Here is a 20697-nt window from a genome sequence, read left to right as displayed (position 1 = left end):
TTTTGTGTATGTTTCAACTCAGGAACTTAAAAGCTCAAGAACTCAAAAAACTTACAAACTCAAGAACTCAAAAACTTAATAACGTATGGGACAAAAACTTTGGGAAAAGAATGTACAGGTAAATGCGGAAATCGACCGCTTTACCGTAGGACGCGACCGTGAACTGGACCTTTATCTGGCAAAGCACGATGTGTTGGGCTCGATGGCGCATATCACGATGCTCGAAAGCATCGGCCTGCTGAAGCCCGACGAACTGAAGGTCCTGTTGGAAGAGTTAAAGCAAATCTATGCAACCGCAGAGAAAGGTGAGTTTGTGATTGAAGACGGCATCGAGGACGTACATTCGCAAGTGGAACTCATGCTTACCCGTAAGCTGGGCGATGTAGGCAAGAAGATACATAGCGGGCGTTCGCGGAACGACCAGGTATTGGTGGACTTGAAACTCTTTACCCGTGAGCAATTGAAGCAGGTAGCTGAGGCGGTCGAGACGCTCTTCCGTGTTCTGATTGCGCAAAGCAACCGCTACAAAGACATTCTGATGCCGGGCTATACCCATTTGCAAATCGCCATGCCTTCTTCTTTCGGACTTTGGTTTGGCGCATATGCCGAAAGCCTGGTCGATGATATGCTGTTCCTGCAAGCCGCTTATAAGATGTGCAACCGCAATCCGCTCGGATCTGCCGCCGGATACGGCTCTTCGTTCCCCTTGGACCGTGAGATGACCACCCGCCTGCTGGGTTTCGACTCAATGAATTACAACGTGGTTTATGCGCAGATGGGACGTGGTAAGATGGAGCGCAACGTTGCCTTTGCCTTGGCAAGCATTGCCGGAACCGTATCGAAGATGGCATTCGATGCCTGTATGTTCAGTTGCCAGAACTTTGGTTTCGTCAAGCTTCCCGACGAATGCACCACGGGTTCCAGCATCATGCCGCACAAGAAGAACCCCGATGTGTTCGAACTGACCCGTGCCAAATGCAATAAAATCCAGTCTTTGCCCCAGCAGATTATGATGATTATGAACAACCTGCCTTCGGGCTATTTCCGCGACTTACAGATTATCAAGGAAGTCTTCCTCCCCGCATTCGAGGAACTCTTGGACTGCTTGCGGATGTCGGCATACATCATGGAGCGTATCAAGGTGAACGAACACATCCTGGATGACGATAAATACCTGTATATGTTCAGCGTAGAAGAGGTCAACCGTCTGGCAGCGAAGGGCATGCCTTTCCGTGATGCCTATAAGAAGGTAGGCTTGGACATCGAAGCCGGCAAGTTCACTCATGCCAAGGAGGTGCATCACACCCACGCCGGAAGCATCGGGAACTTATGCAACGATAAAATCGAAGCCTTGATGGCCCAGGTTATGGATGGTTTCGATTTCGAGCGTGTCGCCCAAGCCGAGAAAGCCTTATTGGGGCGTTGAGCTTGTTCGTCTCACCACAGATTGCACAGATTAATAAAGGTGAATTACGCCCCTACTGTTTATCGCGTACAAATGACAACTGAAAATCCCTGTGTCCTCTGTGGTGAATAACGTGAAAAGAGCAAACATCTTGAAAGAAAATACGGAAAATGTTTGGAGTGTAAAATAAAACTCCCTACATTTGCACCCGTAAACGCGGAAATAGCTCAGTTGGTAGAGCACAACCTTGCCAAGGTTGGGGTCGCGAGTTCGAGTCTCGTTTTCCGCTCTTGTTCTTTGAATAGGATGCCCGGATGGTGGAATCGGTAGACACGAGGGACTTAAAATCCCTTGGCCAGTGATGGCTGTGCGGGTTCAAGTCCCGCTTCGGGTACGAAAGACGCTTCATGACTGACAGGTTGTGAAGCGTTTTTTGTTTATCCGCAAAGGAAAATCTGGAAATGTTACAGACAGGTACCGGTAGAGAGAACATTCGCGCCGGGCAAACATAAAAAAGAGGCAATTTCAATTCTTATTTTGAAATTGTCTCTTTATGTGTGGAGCATACCGGACTCGAACCGGTCACCTCGACACTGCCAGTGTCGCACTCTAGCCAGATGAGCTAATGCCCCTTTCTGCGTGCAAAGATAAGAGTATTTCTTGTATATTCCTTATTTTCCCATTGTTAAAAATCCTTGTTTTATTGATTTTATGGATTGTTATCGGTCGAAATGTTCTTCTATCCATTTTCCAGTCACTTCCTTGATTGGCAAATAATCGAGGGTGTGATTTACACAGGCTATATTTTGAGCATGTTGAAGCACTGTATTTATGTCGTGGCTTACTAAGATAATGGCGTGTTCGCGGTTGATTTCTTCCAGCAGTGTATAAAGATGTGTTTCGAATCGCTTGTCAATATATGTATTCGGTTCATCTAATATTAAAATTTGCGGATTCGAGACCAAGGCACGTCCCAGCAAGGCACGTTGCAGTTGTCCGCCACTCAGTTGCCCGATAGGACGTTGCTCTAATCCTTCCAGTCCCACGCGGGAGAGCATGGCACGCACTTTTTCATGTTGCGCTTTTGTGAAGGAACGGAAGAGGGATTTCTGCTTGTTTAGGCCGGAAAGTATCACATCGTATACCGATATGGGAAATTTTTTATCTATCGAGGTATATTGTGGCAAGTAGCCCATGCTGAGTTCGGAGGTCTCTTTGCCATTCTGATAAAAACGAATACTTCCCGACAGAGGATGAAGCAATCCCAAAATGAGTTTGACCAGCGTTGTCTTTCCGCCTCCATTGGGTCCTATGATGCCTATGAAGTCTTGTTCGCAGACAGTAAGGTTTATATCTTCCAGCACTGGTTTGCGGTCATAGGCGGCACAGATATGTTCTAATTGGATAAGAGGAAATGAAACTGTCATGGCATTTCATCGGATTTGGATAACGTGCGAGCTATATGCAACATTTCTTCTTCCCATCTGTAGCTCAGCGGGTTGATGCGGATGAGGGACAAATTTAGTTCACGGGCTATTGCTTCCGCATTGCGTGTATCAAACTCTTTTTGTACGAAGATGGTCCGTACATTTTCTTTTTTACATCGGTTGATTAATGTCTTCAGTTGGGCGGGCGAAGGTTCTTTGCCTCCTTCTTCGATGCTGATTTGTGTCAATCCATAATCGCGTGCGAAATAAGAGAGTGCAGGATGGTAAATCAAGAACGTGCGTTCACCGCCGTTCAGGTAAGCCAATATTTTTTCGTCTATCTGCTTTAGCCTAGTACCCAGCCGGGTCATGCGGGTCATGTAATATTCTTTATTTTCCGGGTCTATTTGGCAAAGTGCCCGGCAAATGTTGGCTGATATTGTATAAGCATTACTGATGGAACTCCATGTATGCGGCTCGACACCTCCTGCATGGGGATGCTCTGTTTTTTCTTCTTCGTGTATCAGGGTAACGCCATCCGATAAGTTAAAAAAAGGGACGTTTGGGGCATTTTGCTTTAATTTATCAGCCCAAGCGAGTTCATAGCCGATGTATCCGGCACGCAGGAAGGCGCGGCTTCGGCTCAGTTCGACCAATTGTTGTGGAGTAGGATCGTAAGTTTCCGGGCTACTGCCTTCGGGTACCATACTGATTATATGGAAATGCTCGCCCGCAATGGATTCAGCAAAATAACGCAAGGGTTCGATACTGACGGTAAGTATCGGTTTCTCCTCGGCAGGCTTCTGCGTTTTACTTCCTCCACACGCAGTAAACAATAGGATAAGTAAAAAAATGATGTACGTTTTCATGTGTCTGTTTCTTGTTTGTGTTGCAAAAATACAGAATCTTGTTCAGATATGCGAACAAAACAGAAAAGAATGCGTACTCTACGAAATGTTGGATAATAAATTCCATTTTTTCAGAAGCTGTTTTGAATTTATCGTGCGATGATTTGGGATGAGTTTTTGAGGCATTTTCGCTTCTGTGATGAGGAAGATAGCGGGCTATCTGACAAAGAACAGGAGCGAAAAGGACCCAAAAATCGCCCAAAGCACGCACGAAAACGGATACATCAAACCAAGAAAAACTTTTTGGAGAAATTCAAAACAGCTTCTCATTGTTTACGCTATTTCCATTTGCAGCTAAACAAAATAAGGCGTATTTTTGTTTTATACTTTGAATGGTGTGAAATTGTACTTTAATATGGAATGCACACTGCCGGTGTCACTCCTGTTGTCAGTGCCACTCATGATTACAAATCCGGCATGACAAGCAAGCATCGTTCTCTCCGGCATATAGCTGCATCGGTTGTAAGATTAATAATCTTACAGCGTGAAGATTAATAATCTTTCGGCATGAAGATTAATAATCTTACAAGCAAGGCAGTCATGCGTTTCTTATTTTTTACACAATAAAACAGTAAATTTTATGAGTAATCCGATGATGAAGACTTTCGATTATGCATTCTTGAGCTTTTTGAAACATCGTGTCAATGGTGGTATGGTGCTGATGGTTGTAGCCGTGCTGGCAATGGTGATAGCCAATTCGCCATGGGCGGAAGCTTACCATGCCTTTTGGAATTATCCTGTAGCTTTACAGGTAGGCGGATTCAACCTGTTCAGCCATCACAGTGAACCTCTGACGCTGATGGCGTTCATCAACGATGCCTTGATGGCGGTATTCTTCTTTTCCGTGGGATTGGAAATCAAGCGTGAAGTGCTGGTAGGCGAACTTTCCAGCCTGCGCCAGGCGTTGCTTCCCATCATCGCAGCGGTGGGAGGGATGATTGTCCCCGTGGCGATTTATTTTGCGATGACCGCCGGAACGCCTGCCGAAGGAGGCCTGGCGGTACCCATGGCGACTGATATCGCATTTTCCTTGGGCGTGTTGAGCCTGTTCGGTAAGCGTGTGCCCCTGAGCCTGAAGATTTTCCTGACCGCCTTTGCCGTAGTCGATGACATTGGAGGCATTCTGGTTATCGCCTTTTGCTATACGTCTCATTTAGCTGGAGGATATTTGCTGGCTGCGGTTGCGGTTCTTGTTATCCTGCTGATAGCTAACCGGATGCAGGTTATGTCGCGCACGTTTTATTGCGTGGCAGGTATTGCGGTGTGGTATCTTTTCCTTCAGTCGGGCGTGCATGCTACGATTGCAGGTGTGCTGGTGGCGTTCACGATTCCTTCCATCCCGTGCCTGAACGTGAAGAAATACATCACGCGCATCCGTGAGAACATTGCCGAATTCCCGCATTTCGACAAGAGCAGTATTCTTCTTACTCCGAATCAGATAGATGCATTAAAAAGTATTGAGTCGGCTTCCGACAAGGTGATTTCGCCTCTCCAGTTTATGGAAGACCGTATGCATGGAATGGTGAACTACCTGATTATGCCACTTTTCGCCTTTGCCAATGCAGGCATTACGCTTTCGGGAGGAGGCGGAGAGATAGCCGGCATAGTGACGTATGCCGTAGTATTAGGTTTGGTAGTGGGTAAGTTTGTGGGGATTTATTCCTTTACGTGGTTGGCTGTACGCTTGCGTGTCACTTCTTTGCCGCAAGGGATGAACTGGCGGAATACAGCGGGAGTGGCATTATTAGGCGGTATTGGCTTTACCGTTTCGCTTTTTATTGCCAATCTTTCCTTTGGGGCAACTGATGAGGTATTGCTGGGTCAGGCAAAGTTAGGAGTGCTGGCAGGTACGGTATTGGCAGGCATCCTGGGGTATGCGATGCTTAAACTGACATTGCCGAAAGCAGATAGTGCCGGAGCAGATAATCCTGACGTTTCATAGCCCCAACCGCCATTCTGATAAGATTGTACTTTGCTCGATATGATGTTATACATTTCGTTGATATTATCATTGAATACGGAACACTACACAGAATGCACGAAGAAATCCAGAAAAAAATATAAAAAATGAATGTCCGCAAACTGTCAATACATCCCCCTGAAAAATGAATATATACTACATCGGCAAATACAGTATTTCAACTCCGGCGGATTGACTAATTGCGGGCATTCATAAAAAGTTTTTAGGCTTAATGTGCCGTTTTCGGGCGTGATCAGGTGTGTTTGGGAATCATTCTAAATCGCCAAGCGATAAATTCAAAACAGTTTCTATAAAAAAACGAAAAACTATCCTACTCTTACCTGCCCTGCGGTGAAATTCACTATCTTTGCGGCAATTATACAAAAATGAAACCTTAAGAATGAAACAGTACAACAAGATCAACAATCTGGTAGGCTGGTTCGCTTTCCTTGTTGCAGCATTTACTTACTGCATGACTATCGAACCTACTGCCAGCTTTTGGGATTGTCCCGAGTTTATCACCACCGGATACAAACTGGAAGTAGGCCATCCCCCTGGCGCACCTTTCTTTATGCTGACAGCCAACTTGTTCAGCCAGTTTGCCAGCGACCCATCGCAAGTGGCGGTCATGGTAAATATCATGAGCGCATTGATGAGTGCAGCATGTATCCTGTTCCTGTTCTGGAGCATTACGCACCTTACTAAAAAACTGATTTGTCCCGAAGAAAAAGAAATGACAACCGGTAAGCTTATTGCCATCATGGGTGCGGGACTGGTGGGTGCACTGGCTTATACATGGAGCGATACTTTCTGGTTCAGTGCCGTAGAAGGTGAAGTATATGCTTATTCCAGTCTCTTTACCGCCGTAGTGTTCTGGTTGATTCTGAAATGGGAAAACCGTGCTCACGAAGCTCACAGCGACCGTTGGCTTATCCTGATAGCCTATCTGACGGGTTTGTCAATCGGAGTCCACTTGCTGAACTTGCTTTGTATTCCCGCCATTGTACTGGTATATTATTATAAAAAGAATCCCAATGCCAACCTGAAAGGAAGCTTGATGGCACTGGTTGGTTCGATGATACTGATAGCCGTAGTACTTTATGGTATCGTACCGGGCATCGTGAAAATAGGTGGTTGGTTCGAACTGCTGTTTGTCAACAGTTTGGGATTCTCGTTCAATACCGGACTTATTATTTATATCATCCTTTTGGCGGCCAGCCTTATATGGGGTGTATACGAAAGCTATACCGTACGTAGCCGGAAACGGATGAACATTTCTTTCCTTACCACTGTAGGATTGTTGGGTATCCCCTTCTACGGACATGGATGGAGCAGTGTGCTTATCGGCATTATCGTACTGGCGGTTCTGGCATTGTACCTGTTTGCCAAACTTCCTGAAAAATATCAAGTCAGTGCCCGCACGCTTAATACTTCCTTGCTTTGCATGATGATGATGGTGGTGGGATATTCTTCATACGCCGTTATCGTTATCCGTTCATCGGCAAATACGCCGATGGATCAGAATTCGCCTGAAGACATTTTTACCTTGGGCGAATACTTGGGACGTGAACAATACGGTACGCGCCCACTTTTCTACGGACAGACGTATGCTTCGAAAATGGCACTCGAAGAAGTCGATGGGGGCTGTGTATATGCCATGACAGAAGGTGCACCTGTCTATCAGCGTAAAGAAAAAGAGCGTCCGGACGAGAAAGACAGTTATGAAATCGTACGCCACAAGAGCGAATACAAGTATGCACAAAACATGATATTCCCTCGCATGTATAGTTCGGATCATGCAGCGGCCTACGAAAGTTGGTTAGGAGGTGTAGAAGGTCGTCAGGTCCCATACGACCAGTGTGGGGAAATGCTGATGGTGAAGATACCTACCCAATGGGATAACATCAAGTTCTTCTTCATCTACCAGTTGAATTATATGTATTGGCGTTACTTTATGTGGAACTTCGCCGGACGGCAGAACGATATTCAAGGTCAGGGCGAAATCGAGCACGGCAACTGGATTACCGGTATTTCGTTCATCGACAAGATGTTGGTGGGTGACCAAACTTTATTGCCAAGCGATTTGAAAAATAATAAGGGGCACAACGTGTTTTATTGTTTGCCTTTGATACTGGGACTAATCGGCTTGTTCTGGCAAGCCTATCGGGGCGAACGGGGCATCCAGCAGTTCTGGATTGTATTTTTCCTGTTCTTTATGACGGGACTTGCCATTGTGCTTTACCTGAACCAGACACCGCAACAACCACGTGAACGTGACTATGCATATGCAGCTTCCTTCTATGCTTTTGCCATCTGGATAGGTCTGGGAGTAGCAGCTATCGCCGAATGGCTAAAGAAGAAGTTAGGCGAGAAACCATCGGCTATTCTTGCCGGCGTGGTATGTCTGCTTGTTCCTTTACAAATGGTAAGCCAGACATGGGATGACCACGACCGGAGCGGACGTTATACGTGCCGCGACTTCGGACAAAACTATTTAAATTCCGTGCAAACCGATGGTAAACCGATAATTTTCACCAACGGTGACAATGACACATTCCCCTTGTGGTACAATCAAGAGACCGAAGGTTTCCGTACGGATGTGCGTGTATGCAACTTGAGCTATCTGCAGACCGATTGGTACATCGACCAAATGCGTCGTCCGGCATACGACTCACCTTCCGTTCCTATAGACTGGGAGCGTATCGACTACGTACAAGGACACAACGAAGCGGTTTATGTACGTCCCGATGCAATGGAAACTATCAACAATTATTACAAGCAATATCCCGAAGAAGCGAAGAAAGAGTTCGGTGACAATCCATACGAACTGAAGAATATCCTGAAATATTGGGTACGTTCGCCGAAGGAAGGCTTGCAAATGATTCCGACGGACAGCATTGTCATCAAGCTGGACAAAGAAGCAATTAAACGTTCGGGTATGCTTACTCCCGATTCGATTCCTGATTATATGCACATCTCACTGAAAGGCAAACGCGTACTATACAAAAGCGAACTGATGATGCTGGAAATGCTTGCCAATACCAACTGGGAACGTCCGATGTATATGGCGATTACCGTAGGTCAGGAAAATCATCTGAACCTGACTAATAACTTCCTGCAAGAAGGTTTGGCATACCGCATCACTCCGTTCGACAACGCCAAACTAGGACGGCGTATTGATTCGGAAAAGATGTACGATAACCTGATGCACAAGTTCAAATTCGGCGGCATTGATAATCCGGATATCTATTTGGATGAAACCGTGCTCCGTATGTGCGATACGCACCGCCGTATGTTCGTTCAATTGGCTTCCCAATTGATAAAAGAAGGCAAGAACGACAAGGCATTGGAAGTTCTTGATTATTGCGAAAAAGTGATTCCGAGCACTACGGTGCGCCATGACTACATCTACAGCAGTTCGAAAGAAATGGCGGATGATTACGCAAAACTGGGTGAAACTGGGAAAGCAGAAAATATCCTCTGCCAGTTAGCGCAAAATTCGGTAGAATATGCTGCTTGGTATATGAGCCTTGACGATATACGTTTGGCCAGTTCGTACGAAGAGTGCATACGCCACTATACCATCTTAGACGATGTCTGCAAAGCGCTTGAAAAGTTGAAGGATGAAAACGGTAAACCACTTGAATCGGCAACTAGCTACCGTCATCAGTTCGACCAGCTATATGGCTTGCTGGAAAACCGTATAGGAAAAGCTAATCCGGCTCATGAATAGTTTATAGTTAACAATTAACAGTTAACAATGAATAGTTAGCAACAGTTATGCAACAAGCCTGTTATATACTATTCATTGTTGACTATTAATTACTTTCAAAATACTGTTATGCTTATCGAACAACCTCCCTTATTGCTTCGATGGATTTATCCACGTGCTTTATGGCGTATGGATAAAAATGAAAAAGCTGTTTATCTGACTTTCGATGATGGGCCTATCCCCAACATCACACCTTGGGTACTCGACTTATTAGACAAATATAACATCAAGGCTACCTTTTTTATGGTGGGTGATAACGTACGTAAGCACCCTGAAGAATTCCGTATGGTAGTAGAACGAGGCCATCGTATCGGGAACCATACTTTCAATCATATTCGAGGCTTCGAATATCTGAGCCAGAATTATCTGGCAAATACCGACAAGGCAAATGAATACCTGCATACAGATCTTTTCCGTCCTCCTCACGGCCATATGCGCTGGGTGCAATATCATGTATTGAAAAAGAAATACCGCATCGTGATGTGGGATCTTGTCACCCGTGACTACAGCAAGCGTCTTACCGGTCCGCAAGTGCTTGCCAAGGTCAAAAAATATGTCCGAAACGGTTCCATCATCACTTTCCACGACTCTATCAAGTCTGAGCCGCGCCTGAAGTATGCCTTACCCCGTGCTATCGAATGGCTGTTGGCACAAGGCTACACATTCAAAGTATTCGAATAACACGGTCGCAGAATATTGTGGTGATGCTCATTCCCCCGTTATTGTAGTAGCCCATCTGTTCGCATGAAGCGAACAGGAGGCTTCATTTTATCAGAAACAGACATACGCTTTTCATCCTATAACTTGATTGTCCTATTACCGTGTTGTTCAGGGATTGTATTGTGAAATGCCATTCGTTATCATGTCTGTATGAATCTTTGCATTCCCATTGAGGCTTCAATAATAAAGATAGCGCACCGATGGAGGAATTGGGTGTCAAGAAGCGATTGACACACCTACATCGGTGCCGCATTTTAGTTTTCAGAGCGTAAGTATTCCACCAGCTGCTGCACGGCACGGGCACGGTGGCTGATTTTATTCTTTTCTTCGTTTCCCATTTCGGCAAATGTCTCGGCATAGCCTTCGGGCTGGAAGACGGGGTCGTAGCCGAAGCCTGCGGTGCCGCGGCGTGCTTCGATGATGTTGCCCTGCACGATGCCTTCGAACAGGTGCTCCTTGCCGCTTTCGATGAGGCAGATGGCGGTGCGGAAGCGGGCACGGCGGTTTTCCTTTCCTTCCATTTCGGAAAGCAATTTGCGCATGTTGGCTTCCGAGTCATGTCCTTCGCCTCCGGCATAGCGTGCTGAATAGATGCCCGGTGCGCCGCCGAGGGCTTCCACTTCCAGTCCCGTATCGTCGGCAAAGCAATCCATGCCGTAGTTCAGGTAGATGTATCCGGCTTTCAGGCGGGCGTTTCCTTCGAGGGTATCGGCGGTTTCAGGAATATCGGCGTGACAATCGATGTCGTTCAGGCTCAATATTTCCAGCTTGTCGCCGAGGATGGCGCGTATCTCTTCGAGCTTATGCGCGTTGTTGGTTGCAAAAACGAGTTTCTTTTTCATTGCGTTGGTGGGTTTATTTTTTAGGAGTTAAGAAGTTAAGGAGTTAAGAAGTTAAGCCAATACTTTAGATAACAAATCACAAACAAAACTATTGACTTAACTCCTTAACTCCTTTATTTCACTTTCAGCTTGTCGAATCCTTCTCCGTATACGCCTACGACGTTGCTTTGCGAGATGAAAGCGTTGGGGTCGATGTCTTTCACGAGGCGGAAGATGTCGAGCGACTGGGTCTTTTTTGCCAGTACCACTACTACCTTGATATTCTGTTTGCTGTACCATCCTTGCCCGTCAAGCAGGGTGACACCGCGGTCTATCCGGGTGGAGATGCCTTCGGCTATCTCTTCGTACTTGCGCGAGAAGATGAGGAACTGCACCGACTGGCGTGCGCTGTTGATGACATAATCAATCACGATGCTCATGATGAAGAGCACGCAGAAGCCGAAGAGCACGCGCCGCCAGTCGTGGAAGATGAAATAGCATGACGAGATGATGACGATGTCGCAATACATCATCATGCGTCCCAGCGTCACGTCCTTGTATTTATTGATAATCCAGGCGATGATGTCGGTGCCGCCCGTGCTTCCGTTGTTGCAGAACACGATGCCGATACCGAATCCAAGCATGCCGGCTCCGATGACACATGCCATGAAGTCTTGTCCCGGTCCGAGGAGTTGGGGCAGGTGTCCGGCATCGTCTTTCAGCAGCCACTGGAAGAGCCAGAGCAGGAAGGTCAGCATAAAGATGGCATATACGGTCTTTACACTGAACTTCGGTCCCAGTATTTTCAGGGCAAAGCCTAAGAATATGGCATTGATAATGAAGTAGGATACTTGTATCTCTACTCCTGTGGCGTAATAGATAATGGCGGAAATACCCGTCACGCCTCCCGTCGTAATCTGGTAGGGGAGCAGGAACATCGCCCAGCCCAGCGCATAGAGTACCAGCCCGAACGTAATGGCAAGGTAATCTTTCGACTCGCGGCTTATCTTCTTGATTAATGCTAACTCCATAGATAATTGGTTTAAACGCAGATTAACGCGGATTGACGCAGATTTTTTTATTTTTAATCTGCGGAAATCTGCGTTAATCTGCGTTTCTTTTATTTATAACACGATGTTTACGATTTTCTTCGGCACGATGATGACCTTCTTCGGAGTCTTGCCTTCAATCCATTTCTGCGATTGCTCTTCCGCCATTACCGCTGCCTGTATGGTATCGTTGTCGGTATCCGCAGGGAATTCCATGGTGAAACGTGCTTTCCCGTTGAAAGAGATGGTATATTTCACCGTGTCTTCCTTCAGGTAGTCTTCGTTCCATGCAGGCCATTGGGCATCGCATACGGTGGTGCCGTGTCCCAACGCTTCCCAAAGCTCTTCGGCAAGGTGAGGCGCGAAGGGAGCAAGCAGGATGACGAGGTCGGTCAGCACTGCCTTGTTGCGGCTCTTCAGCGCGGTCAGTTCATTGACACAAATCATGAAGGCACTGATAGAGGTATTGTATGAGAAGACCTCGATGTCGCCCGTAACTTTCTTTATCAGTTTATGGATAGACTTCAGTTCTTCTTTCGTAGCTTCGCCTTCCGTAGGCAGGAACTCGCCCTGACGTCCGTAGAACAGGTTCCAGAGTTTCTTCAGGAAGCGGTGCACACCGTCGATGCCGTTCGTGTCCCAAGGTTTCGACTGCTCTACCGGACCCAGGAACATTTCGTACATACGCAGGGTGTCGGCTCCGTATTTCTCGACAATCATGTCGGGGTTCACCACGTTGTACATCGACTTGCTCATCTTCTCTACCGCCCAGCCGCAGATGTACTTGCCGTCTTCGAGGATGAATTCGGCATCGTGATATTCGGGACGCCAGTTCTTGAAGGATTCGATGTCGAGCACGTCATTGGTCACGATGTTCACGTCTACGTGTAAAGGTGTCACGTCGTATTGGTCTTTCAGGCCGAGAGAGACGAAGGTGTTGGTATCCTTGATGCGGTATACGAAGTTGCTCCGTCCCTGAATCATGCCTTGGTTCACCAGTTTCTGGAACGGTTCTTCCTTGACACTTACGCCGAGGTCGAACAGGAACTTGTTCCAAAAGCGGGAATAGATAAGGTGCCCCGTAGCATGTTCGGTACCGCCTACGTAGAGGTCTACGTTCTGCCAGTAGCGGTCTGCCTTTTCCGATACCAGTGCTTTATCGTTGTGCGGGTCCATGTAGCGCAGGTAATAGGCACTCGAACCGGCAAAGCCCGGCATGGTATTCAGTTCGAGCGGGAATACATGCACGTTGTCTATCTTCGTATTCTCTACCACTTCGCCTTTCTCTACATCCCAAGCCCATTTTGTAGCGTGTCCCAATGGAGGCTCGCCAGTTTCGGTAGGCAAGAACTTGTCGACTTCGGGCAATTCCAGCGGAAGCTTGTTTTCGTCAATCATGTAAGGCATGCCGTCCTTGTAATATACCGGGAACGGTTCGCCCCAATAACGCTGGCGCGAGAAGATAGCGTCGCGCAGGCGGTAGTTCACCTTTACACGTCCCAAGTGGTGTGCTTTCACATATTCCTTGGTAGCGGCGATGGCTTCCTTAATGGTCAGGCCGTTCAGGTTCAAGTCGCAATAAGGCGTTACACCGGCTTTCGGCGAATTGCATACGATACCTTCCTTGGCATCGAAGCTTTCTTCGCTTACGTCACATCCTTCTACCAGCGGAACGATGGGGAGGTTGAAATGCTTGGCAAAAGCATAGTCGCGGCTATCGTGTGCCGGTACCGCCATAATGGCTCCGGTTCCGTAGCCAGCCAATACATAGTCGCTAATCCAGATAGGTACGGCATCGCCCGTGAAAGGATTGATGGCATACGAGCCGCTGAATACACCCGTCACACGGCGGTCAGAGATGCGTTCGCGTTCGGTACGTTTTTTGGTACGGTCCAGATAAGCTTCCACTTCGGCACGCTGTCCGTCGGTAGTGACTTGCGGAACCAGTTCGCTTTCGGGAGCCAGTACCATGAAGGTCACGCCGAACATCGTATCGGCACGGGTGGTGAAGATGGTAAATTCGAGGTCACGGTCTTTCACTTTGAACCGCACTTCCGTACCTTCCGAACGACCTATCCAGTTGCGTTGGGTTTCTTTCAAAGAGTCGGTCCAGTCGATGTGGTCCAGTCCGTCAAGCAAGCGTCCTGCGTATGCCGACACACGCAGGCACCACTGGCGCATCTTCTTCTGCACTACGGGATAGCCTCCGCGTTCGCTTACACCGTCTACCACTTCATCGTTTGCCAGCACCGTACCCAGTTGCGGACACCAGTTTACCATGGTTTCGCCCAGGTAGGCGATGCGGTAGTTCATCAGCGTTTCCTGTTGCTGCTTTTCGCTCATTGCCTTCCATTCGTCGGCGCTGAAGCTCAGTTCTTCCGAGCAAGCTGCGTCCAGCCCTTCGGTACCCTGCTTTTCGAAGTGCTCTATCAGTTTTTCGATGGGTTGTGCCTTGCCGCAGGTGTTGCAATAGAAGCTGTTGAACATTTTCTGGAAAGCCCATTGCGTCCAGTGGTAATACTTAGGGTCGCAGGTACGCACTTCGCGGTCCCAGTCGAACGAGAATCCTATCTTGTCCAGCTGCTCGCGGTAGCGGTTGATATTGTTCTGGGTTGTGATGGCAGGATGCTGCCCGGTCTGGATGGCGTATTGTTCCGCCGGAAGCCCGTAGGCATCGTATCCCATCGGGTTCAGCACATTGAAGCCTTGCAGGCGTTTGTATCTTGCGTAGATGTCGCTGGCGATGTATCCCAGCGGATGGCCTACGTGAAGTCCCGCTCCCGAAGGATAAGGGAACATGTTCAGCACGTAGAACTTCTGTTTCGATTCGTCTTCGGTAACCTGGTAGGTTTTCTGTTCTACCCACTTCTGTTGCCATTTCTTTTCGATCTCTCTGAAATTATATTCCATGATGATATTGTGTTGTGATTTTGATTTTACACCTTATATTATAAGCTGCGCAAAGATACAAAGAAATCCTTTATTTGCAACGAATGAAGGGCGGAAGAGTTTGAAGTGAGGGAAAGAAACGAGAATACCGGTCAGTTGTCTGAAGATTGTTGCATCATTGCTTTGCGGCTTTCCACTTCTTTTTCTAATGCGGTGAACCAATTTTGGTAAACTTTCGGCTTTGTTACAATGCTGTTGGTGACGGTTTTGGTTTCTGTTTGCGATTCGCCTATCAGGTCTGATGAAACATAGCCTTGATAAAGGGTCAGTTTCACTTCAGTCAGGTCATCCCGCAATTTTTGAATGAAAAACGATGCTTGGGCAGTAGAAGATTCCGTAGCACTGCCAAAAAGGATTTTAGAGACAATGGCGAGATTATCGTCTTCCTGTCTGGATGCGATGATGAACCCGGTCGTTTTATCGGCATCGGTTATCAGGAAACCTTGAGATTGCACAAGCGATACAGTCGAAGAAAAGACCAGATCATAATTTTCATTGATGTGTGTTGTGGTCATGGCCTTGATTTCTTCTGGAGTCAAGCGTTTGAATGTTCCGCACGAAATCAATAAAAAGCTTGTCAGGAAAAGGAGCGTTATTTTTTTCATAAGCAGGTAAATGGTAAAAGTTCAGTTTTTCAGTTTCGGTTTCTCATCAGTACAAAGATACAAAAATATAGAAGACAAGCGTTTCTATCGGTTAAGAATTTTGTTGATAAATGGTAAATAAACAGTTGAAAAACTTGTTGAAACCTTCTTATAGGTGTTTATAGCTTGTGGATAACGTCAAGTGGAATGTGTGGATAAATTGCTTCTTATGCATGCTTCAGAAGCATGTGTTGCATAAGGAAGCTGTAGTTTCAGGGAGTTTTAACAGGTTAAAACGGCAGTTTTATCATGGTGAAACTATAGTTCTTACCAGTTAAAATACTTGAAATAACTGCTTGCTTTGCCGGATGTGTATAGCCTTGTGCGGAAAGGGATTGGCAGGTTGTTGGTATTTTGACAATATCTTTATGCACATGTTTGCTTATGTGTGTACTTTTGTTTATATTTACCCTCGTGAATGTAAACGAACAAGAGGCTTTATGAAATCTCATGATATGGCTTACGTAGCCTGTTTCCTTATCGGCTTTGTGATGCTGGCGCTGGGAATAGGCGGCTTCATTTCGCTGGGCATGATAGTGAAAGACTGGAATCCTGCCCGCGGAGTAGTGGAACGGATAGAGTCGGAACGGGTGTACAAGTACCGCAAGATGCGGTGGGAACATCGTGTCGATGTGCGCTACGAAACGGTGGAGTTCGGCGAGATGTACACCTCAAAGGAAGTCTATCTGACGTTCGGCATACGCGAAGGAGGGGAGATTGCCTTGCTTTACAATCCGGAATATGTGCGTGAGGTACGTTTCCCCGTACATGAAGGCTGCTTGCACGGGTTCTTCAGTGTGGGCGGGCTGGGCATCGCATGGATAGGCTTCGTGTTGCGCAAGGAAAAGCGGAAAGGCACGAAAGCATCGTAGATGTTGTAAAAGAGGATAATGCCGGGCACTTGTCCCGTACTGGCTCGGTTCAACTATGGAAGAACGAGCCACGGCAGACGGCATCGAAAAGCCCGAAAACAAGATGCCGGAAGAAAACGGTGCAGACTGAGTAGGCCAGACAAATGTTTTCCGCTTTTTCCCAATATCCTTAAAGAAGCTTAACAGATAGGTATTCGTACCCGATTTATTTGTTATTTTGCACCAAATTAGGGAATAAAGTGAACAGACTGCATATAGATACGTGCCCGTTATGCGGCAAAGACCAACTGGAGAAGGTGATGACTTGTACCGATCACTATGCCACAAATGAACCGTTCGACATTTGCCGGTGTGCATCGTGCGGATTCCTTTTCACGCAGGATGTGCCCGATGAAAGTGAGATAGGACGTTATTACGAGTCGCCCGATTATATTTCGCATACCGATACGCGCAAGGGACTTGCTAACCGGTTGTACCATTGTGTGCGTCAATACATGTTGCGCCGTAAGGCACGACTTATCAAACGGTGTTGCGGACTGAGCCGGGGGCGTTTGCTTGACATCGGCACAGGAACAGGGTATTTTCCTCACTTTATGTCTGGACGCGGATGGCGGGTTTCGGCTATCGAGAAAAGTCCGCAGGCAAGAGTTTTTGCGCGTGAACATTTCGGATTGGAAGTGAATGCTCCTGAAGCTTTGCCGGCATACGAAACCGGTTCATTTGACGTGGTGACATTATGGCACGTAATGGAGCACCTGCAGAATTTAAATGAAACGTGGGAGAGGATTTATTCCCTGCTGAGCGACCGGGGTATTCTGGTTGTAGCTGTACCTAACCCAACTTCGTTTGACGCCCGTTTTTATAAGGAAATGTGGGCGGCATATGATGTGCCGCGTCATTTGTGGCACTTTGCTCCGTCTGTCATACAGCAGTTCGGAGCCAAGCATGGGTTCATCTTGACCGAACGTCATCCGATGCCGTTTGATGCATTTTACGTATCAATGCTTTCGGAAAAGTATCGGAAAAGCAGTTTTCCTTTCGTAAAAGGGATGCTGAAGGGAATGGAAGCCGGTCTGGCTTCATTAGTGAAAAAGGAACGGAGCAGTTCGATGATATATGTGTTTCAGAAAAAAGTGAAGGCATGAGCAAAAAATCGGGAGCATTGATAGATATGCAGTTCATTACCTCCAGCATCAGCACCATGTTGGTCCTGTTGTTGCTGGGAACGGTGGTTTTCTTCGTGCTGGCAGCAAACAACTTATCTGTATATGTACGCGAGAATATAGCTTTCTCTGTATTGATAAGCGATGATATGAAAGACCCCGACATATTACAGTTCCGGAACAGGCTGAACGCCAAGCCTTACGTAAAGCAAACCGATTATATTTCAAAGAAACAGGCATTGCAGGAGCAATCGGAAGCTATGGGAACCGACCCAGCTGAGTTTTTAGGTTACAATCCGTTTACGGCTTCTATCGAAGTAAAGCTGAATGCGGAGTATGCCAATTCGGACAGCATTGCCTGGATAAAGGACGAAATTCTTTCGGAAAAGGGTGTCATCGAAATCAACTATCCACAAGACCTGCTGGATGCGGTCAACCGTAACATCCGTAAAATCAGTGTGGTATTGCTAGGGCTTGCTGCCCTGCTTACGCTGATATCATTTGCATTGATAAACAATACCATCAGGCTTACCATTTATTCCAAACGTTTTCTTATCAATACCATGAAACTGGTAGGAGCAAGCTGGGCTTTTATCCGTCGTCCTTTTTTGGTACGTAATGTATGGGTAGGTATCCTGGCTGGAGTGATAGCCGACGGGATACTGGTTGCAGCAGCGTATGCACTGGTACGATATGAACCCGATTTGCTGGCGGTAATAACCCCTGGGGTAATGTTGGTGGTGATGGGGGCGGTATTCTTGTTCGGGGTAGTGATAACGACATTTTGTGCATGGATTTCCATTAACCGTTATTTGCGGATGAAGACCAATGAACTATATTATAATTAGGAGAAGGTAAAGAAATTAAAAGGAGAGTGTAAGTTTCATGCCATTTCCAATGGTCTCCAACTTTTTCCACTCTTCAGGTTTCTTTATTATTTCTATAAAAGAACAAATTATGGATAGAAGAAAATTTGCTTTTGACAAGACTAACTTCCTGTTATTGGCAGGAGGGATGGTAGTAATCATCATCGGTTTCTTGCTGATGTCAGGACCGGGTTCTACCGAAACTACATTCGAACCGGACATTTTCAGTGCGCGACGTATCAAGGTGGCACCGGTAGTTTGCTTTATAGGATTTATCGCAATGATTTATGGTATATTGCGCAAACCGAAAGGATAAGTTTGTTACTACTTCGGCTTGCTATTTGCAAATAGACAACTAAATATAATGTGAATCAGGAATTAAAAGTAGTTATGTTTCACAGGAGTTATCACTTTAATTTCCAGTCCGCTTGGCGGGCGATAACTGTTTCTAACTCCCTTTCAACTCCTGATTGGCATAAATAATAAATAGCTGATTGTCAAATTATCAATAAATAATGGAAGGAGATTTGAATTTATTGCAAACAATCATAATAGCGATTGTTGAAGGGTTGACCGAGTTTTTACCTGTCTCATCGACAGGGCATATGATTATAGCACAAAATGTGCTGGGGGTAGAGAGTACCGAATTTGTGAAAGCATTTACGTTCATCATCCAGTTTGGAGCTATTCTTTCGGTGGTATGTTTGTATTGGAAACGTTTTTTCCGTCTGAATCATAAACCGGCTCCCAAAGGGGCTTCAACGCTGAAACGTTTCCTGCATAAGTACGATTTTTATTGGAAATTGTTGGTTGCCTTCATTCCTGCAGCTGTATTAGGTCTGTTGTTCAGTGATATGATCGATGCTATGCTGGAAAGTGTGATTGTGGTTGCGGTAATGTTGATTGTAGGAGGCGTGTTTATGTTGTTTTGCGACAAATTGTTCGGAAATGGAAGCGAAACGACTGAACTGACCGAGAAACGTGCTTTTTGTATCGGACTGTTCCAGTGCATTTCAATGATTCCGGGCGTATCGCGTTCGATGGCCACCATTGTAGGCGGTATGGCACAGAAGCTTACCCGTAAGGCTGCTGCCGAGTTTTCTTTCTTTCTTGCCGTACCTACCATGTTTGCCGCCACGGTCTACAAGATGCTGAAACTGTTTATGGACGGTGGTACAGAAATCATCACGGCAAATATGGAGGCGCTGATTGTAGGCAATGTAGTCGCATTTGTCGTAGCAATGCTCGCCATCAAGTTCTTCATCAGCTTTGTGACGAAATACGGATTTGCAGCTTTCGGATGGTATCGTATCATTGTGGGAGGAGTAATTTTGATAATGACAGCTTTAGGATATAATTTGGAACTTGCTTGATGAACTTTAAAGAAGGAGAGGTGTTGTATTTTGATAAGCCGTACCGATGGACATCGTTTGCGCTTGTCAATAAAATAAGGTATCACGTCAGCCGCAAGCTGGGAGTGAAAAAAATAAAAGTGGGACATGCCGGGACACTCGACCCCTTGGCAACTGGGGTGATGATTGTCTGTACAGGAAAAGCAACAAAGCGTATCGAAGAATTCCAATACCATACGAAAGAATATGTGGCGACCCTACAGTTGGGAGCCACTACGCCGTCGTATGATTTGGAAAAAGAGATAGACGCCACGTATCCTACCGGACACATTACCCGTGAGTTGGTGGAAGAAACATTGCAGCGCTTTGTGGGTGCTATAGAGCAGGTGCCTCCGGCATTTTCTGCATGCAAGGTAGATGGGAAGCGTGCTTACGAACTGGCGCGTAAAGGTGATGAAGTACAACTGAAGCCCAAGACGTTGGTTATCGATGAGATTGAATTGCTGGAATGTGCACTACCCGAAATAAAGATACGCGTGGTCTGTAGCAAAGGTACATATATCCGCGCATTGGCACGCGACATCGGGGAAGCATTACACAGTGGGGCACACCTGACTGCGTTGTGTCGTACTCGCGTGGGTGAAGTGACCTTGGAAAATTGTATGAAAGTAGAAGATTTTGAAAGCTGGTTGAACCAGCAGGATGTAATAGTTGACTAAGTTTAAGTACCTGGTTGGCGGAATGTTCGAATAGGATGGGAATATAGCTCCTTACCGGTTAAAGGGGCTG

The 20697-nt window shown here is 46.5% G+C and carries 17 protein-coding genes and 3 tRNA genes; 13 read left to right on the top strand and 7 right to left on the bottom strand.

Translation table 11 applies throughout. The features are described from left to right. The first annotated feature begins 85 nt into the window (after positions 1 to 85). The 3 genes from argH (at position 86) to B5G04_RS01900 (ending at position 1799) form a co-directional block, all read left to right on the top strand. Positions 86 to 1426, top strand: coding sequence for an argininosuccinate lyase (argH, locus tag B5G04_RS01910; RefSeq protein ID WP_087395451.1), 1341 nt, complete (start codon positions 86 to 88; stop codon positions 1424 to 1426). 195 nt (positions 1427 to 1621) lie between these two features. Next, positions 1622 to 1694 (top strand) — tRNA-Gly (locus B5G04_RS01905). A 19-nt stretch (positions 1695 to 1713) separates the two neighbouring features. After that, positions 1714 to 1799, top strand: a tRNA-Leu gene (locus B5G04_RS01900). Positions 1800 to 1963: 164 nt separating this feature from the next. Here the strand turns inward: B5G04_RS01900 and B5G04_RS01895 are convergent. From B5G04_RS01895 to B5G04_RS01885, 3 genes are all read right to left on the bottom strand, one after another. Next, positions 1964 to 2037 (bottom strand) — tRNA-Ala (locus B5G04_RS01895). 87 nt (positions 2038 to 2124) lie between these two features. Continuing rightward, positions 2125 to 2832, bottom strand: a complete 708-nt coding sequence (locus tag B5G04_RS01890) for an ATP-binding cassette domain-containing protein (protein ID WP_022040389.1) — start codon at positions 2830 to 2832, stop codon at positions 2125 to 2127. Then, complete coding sequence (locus B5G04_RS01885) at positions 2829 to 3701, bottom strand: zinc ABC transporter substrate-binding protein (protein ID WP_087395448.1); 873 nt, start codon at positions 3699 to 3701, stop codon at positions 2829 to 2831. Before B5G04_RS01885 ends, B5G04_RS01890 begins: the two co-directional genes overlap by 4 nt. A gap of 138 nt (positions 3702 to 3839) precedes the next feature. On the opposite strand from B5G04_RS01885, the gene B5G04_RS19580 reads away from it, so the two are divergent. The 4 genes from B5G04_RS19580 to B5G04_RS01870 all read left to right on the top strand — a co-directional run bounded on the left by B5G04_RS19580 (position 3840) and on the right by B5G04_RS01870 (position 10153). Next, complete coding sequence (locus B5G04_RS19580; RefSeq protein ID WP_158100014.1) at positions 3840 to 4094, top strand: hypothetical protein; 255 nt, start codon at positions 3840 to 3842, stop codon at positions 4092 to 4094. Positions 4095 to 4320: 226 nt separating this feature from the next. Further along, entirely contained in the window at positions 4321 to 5682 is a 1362-nt protein-coding gene (gene nhaA, locus B5G04_RS01880; RefSeq protein WP_204246987.1) for a Na+/H+ antiporter NhaA, read from the top strand. A 418-nt stretch (positions 5683 to 6100) separates the two neighbouring features. After that, positions 6101 to 9433 carry a DUF2723 domain-containing protein gene (locus B5G04_RS01875; protein WP_087395445.1) on the top strand — a complete coding sequence of 1111 codons (3333 nt, stop codon included), beginning with the start codon at positions 6101 to 6103 and terminating at the stop codon, positions 9431 to 9433. Positions 9434 to 9541: 108 nt separating this feature from the next. After that, complete coding sequence (locus tag B5G04_RS01870; RefSeq protein WP_022040384.1) at positions 9542 to 10153, top strand: polysaccharide deacetylase family protein; 612 nt, start codon at positions 9542 to 9544, stop codon at positions 10151 to 10153. Between the two features lie 293 nt (positions 10154 to 10446). Here B5G04_RS01870 and B5G04_RS01865 read toward each other — a convergent pair whose 3' ends face one another. The 4 genes from B5G04_RS01865 to B5G04_RS01850 form a co-directional block, all read right to left on the bottom strand. Beyond that, the gene (locus B5G04_RS01865) at positions 10447 to 11034 is read right to left on the bottom strand and encodes a non-canonical purine NTP diphosphatase (protein ID WP_087395442.1); all 588 of its coding nucleotides are present in this window, start codon (positions 11032 to 11034) and stop codon (positions 10447 to 10449) included. Between the two features lie 113 nt (positions 11035 to 11147). Continuing rightward, complete coding sequence (locus tag B5G04_RS01860) at positions 11148 to 12044, bottom strand: YitT family protein (RefSeq protein ID WP_013618261.1); 897 nt, start codon at positions 12042 to 12044, stop codon at positions 11148 to 11150. A 93-nt stretch (positions 12045 to 12137) separates the two neighbouring features. Continuing rightward, complete coding sequence (leuS, locus tag B5G04_RS01855; protein ID WP_087395437.1) at positions 12138 to 14972, bottom strand: leucine--tRNA ligase; 2835 nt, start codon at positions 14970 to 14972, stop codon at positions 12138 to 12140. A 131-nt stretch (positions 14973 to 15103) separates the two neighbouring features. Beyond that, positions 15104 to 15616 carry a hypothetical protein gene (locus tag B5G04_RS01850; protein WP_087395434.1) on the bottom strand — a complete coding sequence of 171 codons (513 nt, stop codon included), beginning with the start codon at positions 15614 to 15616 and terminating at the stop codon, positions 15104 to 15106. Between the two features lie 479 nt (positions 15617 to 16095). Between B5G04_RS01850 and B5G04_RS01845 the strand changes: the two genes are divergently transcribed. From B5G04_RS01845 to truB, 6 genes are all read left to right on the top strand, one after another. Beyond that, on the top strand, positions 16096 to 16527 hold the full coding sequence (locus tag B5G04_RS01845; RefSeq protein ID WP_087211189.1) for a DUF3592 domain-containing protein: 432 nt from the start codon (positions 16096 to 16098) through the stop codon (positions 16525 to 16527). A gap of 239 nt (positions 16528 to 16766) precedes the next feature. Further along, on the top strand, positions 16767 to 17672 hold the full coding sequence (locus B5G04_RS01840; RefSeq protein WP_022040379.1) for a class I SAM-dependent methyltransferase: 906 nt from the start codon (positions 16767 to 16769) through the stop codon (positions 17670 to 17672). Then, a complete protein-coding gene (locus B5G04_RS01835; RefSeq protein ID WP_022040378.1) occupies positions 17669 to 18538 on the top strand; it encodes a permease-like cell division protein FtsX in 870 nt (289 codons plus the stop codon). The genes B5G04_RS01840 and B5G04_RS01835 overlap by 4 nt, the downstream gene beginning before the upstream one ends. A 109-nt stretch (positions 18539 to 18647) precedes the next feature. Beyond that, the gene (locus tag B5G04_RS01830; protein ID WP_087211202.1) at positions 18648 to 18872 is read left to right on the top strand and encodes a DUF3098 domain-containing protein; all 225 of its coding nucleotides are present in this window, start codon (positions 18648 to 18650) and stop codon (positions 18870 to 18872) included. Positions 18873 to 19071: 199 nt separating this feature from the next. Continuing rightward, on the top strand, positions 19072 to 19929 hold the full coding sequence (locus B5G04_RS01825; protein WP_087395429.1) for an undecaprenyl-diphosphate phosphatase: 858 nt from the start codon (positions 19072 to 19074) through the stop codon (positions 19927 to 19929). Further along, the gene (truB, locus tag B5G04_RS01820) at positions 19929 to 20627 is read left to right on the top strand and encodes a tRNA pseudouridine(55) synthase TruB (RefSeq protein WP_022040375.1); all 699 of its coding nucleotides are present in this window, start codon (positions 19929 to 19931) and stop codon (positions 20625 to 20627) included. Before B5G04_RS01825 ends, truB begins: the two co-directional genes overlap by 1 nt. Positions 20628 to 20697 lie beyond the last annotated feature (70 nt).

The sequence above is a fragment of the Bacteroides sp. An51A genome (assembly GCF_002161565.1).
Classification (GTDB): Bacteria; Bacteroidota; Bacteroidia; order Bacteroidales; family Bacteroidaceae; genus Phocaeicola; species Phocaeicola intestinalis.
The sequence above is the reverse complement of the archived record's forward strand: the minus strand, read 5'-3'. Positions and strand labels throughout refer to the sequence as shown.